The organism is Serratia sp. LTN-2 (genome assembly GCF_059740205.1).
Genome location: NZ_JCAXDO010000034.1, coordinates 11,402 through 14,410, shown reverse-complemented (window position 1 = coordinate 14,410; position 3,009 = coordinate 11,402). Strand labels below are relative to the sequence as shown.

Here is a 3,009-nt window from a genome sequence, read left to right as displayed (position 1 = left end):
CATAATGTCGATCACACCTGAGAGAGCTTGAGGGTGATTTGTCACAATTAGCAGGGTGGTTTGTCACACTAGAGTTAAAGCTCTCAGGGTGATTTGTCACAGAAAAGTTTGCCTTCCTTTGCCCTGACTGGTTTTCAGGAACTAAATGGTACCTATTTTGTGCTTTAGAAACACTTATTGAGGGCAATTTGTCACACTTAGTTCAGTGCAGCTTGTCACATTTCCCCTCAGCCCTGAGTGTCGTTTGTCACACTTAAGAGCGCCCTTTCCACTTCTGGCTGAGGGTGTATTGTCACTATTTGAATTCAAAACCGCTGCCTGTAACTATTGGTGCATTTTCCCTGCACTAAAAATGTGTTTGAGCAGGCAGCTGTTAAATGTCCTGTCTGAATGTTCTGGCCAGCCCGGAGGATCAGTTAAGAGCACACCTTCCTGCTCCATCCAGCTATGTGTTTGTAGTTTACGCTCGACATACTCCTCGGATTCAGAGCCCATTGTTTCGATGATGAAAGTGGTAACTGTGTTTTCTTTGCTCGGAACCACATTCAGTATGAAGTCAGGATGAATGACCTCCTCCACCCCATTTTTAGTGCTTTTAGACGTAAAAAGTGGCTTGCTGAGGCTGATAGCATCCGGATGATTTTCCTGACGACCAGCATAGCTGCTGGCGTTTATTATTACCTTCAGTGTGTCGCGTTCTTTGTTGCTATCCACAGGCACAGGATTATCAAGCGTATACGCGGCATGCGCATAGCCCTCATGGCAGTAAACCTTACCATCCCTACCTCTGCGGTATTCCAGAATTGCCCAGTATGGGGCCCGACTGCCAGTGTTGTAGGTGCTTTCTCCATTGATACTGACTCGGGCTTCAGGCCTATGGATAAAAGTATTACTACGAACGCTAAAGGTTACTTCTTCCCGATTGGCATCGGTCGCAATACCAATGATATACACGCATGCCTCCTTATCACTGCTATCAGTCTGCAGTGAAATTTCCAGCTGAGTCAGCATGTCGTTAATCCGTTCGAGGGACAGCCAGGGCGCGCAACTGAACAGCATATTAAGCTGTCTTCCATTGCCCATTGTATGTTCATCCAGAACTTCTTTTATTCTATTGACCGAACCGACTAACCCCGGACTTTTATATTCAGGTACTAGTTCAAGTTGGTTCAGGCCAGCTGCCTGAATGAGAGTCAGCAATTTTCGGCCCAGAGCCGGAATGGGTTTAAGAGTTTTGCGTCGACGCTTACGGGGCACTACCGGCCCTTCCACAGCGTTGATTTTGTTGTTTTTCTTCTTGTCAGGTAACCAATCATTCCCGCCAACCGGATTTAATGGGCTGGTTTTTCCTTCAGTGATAGTGTTATCAGCATCCTTACTTTTCTTTAGCCTGAACAAAGGGCACTGTTCATCATGCTGTCTTGTCGTCTTGACGTGGCGTAACCTGGCAACGTTAACCTCGCAGTTAAAAGGACCTTCAATGTTCGGGTCATGTTCGACGCAATCACATTTTAACCACAGCTTACGGCGGTCCATTTCTTCAAGCACAGAATTTGCTATACGTAAATCAGCCTGAGCGGGTTTTCGACTGTTGCTGAAAACATGCAGCAATGCCTCTCTCTCTGCCAGATTCAGTTTCCTTTCAAGCCTTCCCCTTGGATTTTTTTTCCACACAAGGTCCATTGATTTACTCCTTCACTCAAAAGTGTGATTATGATATCAAGATAATATCTTGATATCATAGCAACTTATTAAGATAGCAAAGCGTTCAAACTTAATAATATCTTGTTGAATTACATTGTCTTATTAACATAACAAGTTAACATGATAGCAAGATACAAGCGCCGGAGATATTGAAAATTATTTTTTAATATCCTATTATCTTAATAAGATAACAAACAAGGTGTGCGGAATATGATCATTGTTCTTGGTAGTCAAAAAGGTGGAGTAGGTAAAAGTACGCTCGCAGTTTCTATCGCTGCATATCTTATGGCGCTAGGAAAGCGAGTTCTCATTGTAGATGCCGACGATCAAAAATCAGTACTGACCTGGTATAACAATCGACCAGAGAACTTGCCTCATATGCCTGTGACTGGAGCGTCCGGCAACATCAAAGCCATGCTAAAAGAGCATGAAAAATCTTATGACTTTGTAATCGCCGATTGTGCTGGCCGTGACAGTGCAGAGATGCGAAGCGGATTAATGGCTGCAGATGTGTTTATTTCCCCTTTACGACCGTCCCAAATGGATTTGGATGTCGTACCACATACATGCTCTGTTTTTACTGCAGCTAAAGATTTCAACGAGTCTGTACGTGGGTATTTAGTGTTGAATATGACACCAACTAACATGTTCGTTAATGAAGCTAATCAGGCAGCGGATGTTCTCAAAGACTTTCCGGAAATGAATCTGTCTAATGCTCGCGTGTGTGACAGAAAAGCTCACAGGGATGCCTGGGCCGAATCAATGACTATTTTTGAAACACAGAACATCAAAGCCCAAGAAGAAATTGAAGCTCTGGTTAAGGAGATCATTCTGTGAGGAATAGAGCACATACACCGCCAAGAGACGAAGCTTCGTTTATAAACGGAGGCACAGCTGGCCTCACTGCAAAAAATCCAGATGAACCAAGTAATAAATCTGCGACTAGTAAAGCAAAACCAGTCAGTATCTCTCTTGCTGAAGAGAATCTTAACTCAATCGATAATGTCATTAAGGAAGAGATGTTATCAGGGAACAGGAGAGTAAATAGATCCGATGTAGTTAGAGCTGCAGTGATGGCATTAGAAAATTTATCACGAGAAGAAATCTCTCAACTGATTGAAAAATCGAGATTAAAGTAATAACAACTTAACAACTTAACAACTTAACAACTTGTGAAGTTGGTAGTTAAAGGTGGCATGGTTACTAAGTTAATCAGATAGTAAGATGGTAAGATAGTAACTTACCATCTTGTTACCTTGCTATCTTAGTCACCTGTTTTTTTAAGCAACGCCACCGCCTCATCGC

The 3,009-nt window shown here is 43.1% G+C and carries 3 protein-coding genes; 2 read left to right on the top strand and 1 reads right to left on the bottom strand.

Annotation, left to right across the window (positions count from 1 at the left end):
* Positions 1-324: 324 nt before the first annotated feature.
* Positions 325-1,683 carry a DUF8534 domain-containing protein gene (locus tag AC6BYQ_RS27325; protein WP_348575121.1) on the bottom strand — a complete coding sequence of 453 codons (1,359 nt, stop codon included), beginning with the start codon at positions 1,681-1,683 and terminating at the stop codon, positions 325-327.
* Between the two features lie 231 nt (positions 1,684-1,914).
* On the opposite strand from AC6BYQ_RS27325, the gene AC6BYQ_RS27320 reads away from it, so the two are divergent.
* Positions 1,915-2,541, top strand: coding sequence for a ParA family plasmid-partitioning AAA ATPase (locus tag AC6BYQ_RS27320; protein WP_008502208.1), 627 nt, complete (start codon positions 1,915-1,917; stop codon positions 2,539-2,541).
* Positions 2,538-2,843 carry a ribbon-helix-helix domain-containing protein gene (locus tag AC6BYQ_RS27315; protein WP_014172326.1) on the top strand — a complete coding sequence of 102 codons (306 nt, stop codon included), beginning with the start codon at positions 2,538-2,540 and terminating at the stop codon, positions 2,841-2,843. The genes AC6BYQ_RS27320 and AC6BYQ_RS27315 overlap by 4 nt, the downstream gene beginning before the upstream one ends.
* Positions 2,844-3,009 lie beyond the last annotated feature (166 nt).

Coding starts and splice junctions, on each gene's coding strand:
- AC6BYQ_RS27320 (WP_008502208.1), top strand. CDS start 1,915: ATGATCATTGTTCTTGGTAGTCAAAAAGGTGGAGTAGGTAAAAGTACG.
- AC6BYQ_RS27325 (WP_348575121.1), bottom strand. CDS start 1,683: ATGGACCTTGTGTGGAAAAAAAATCCAAGGGGAAGGCTTGAAAGGAAA.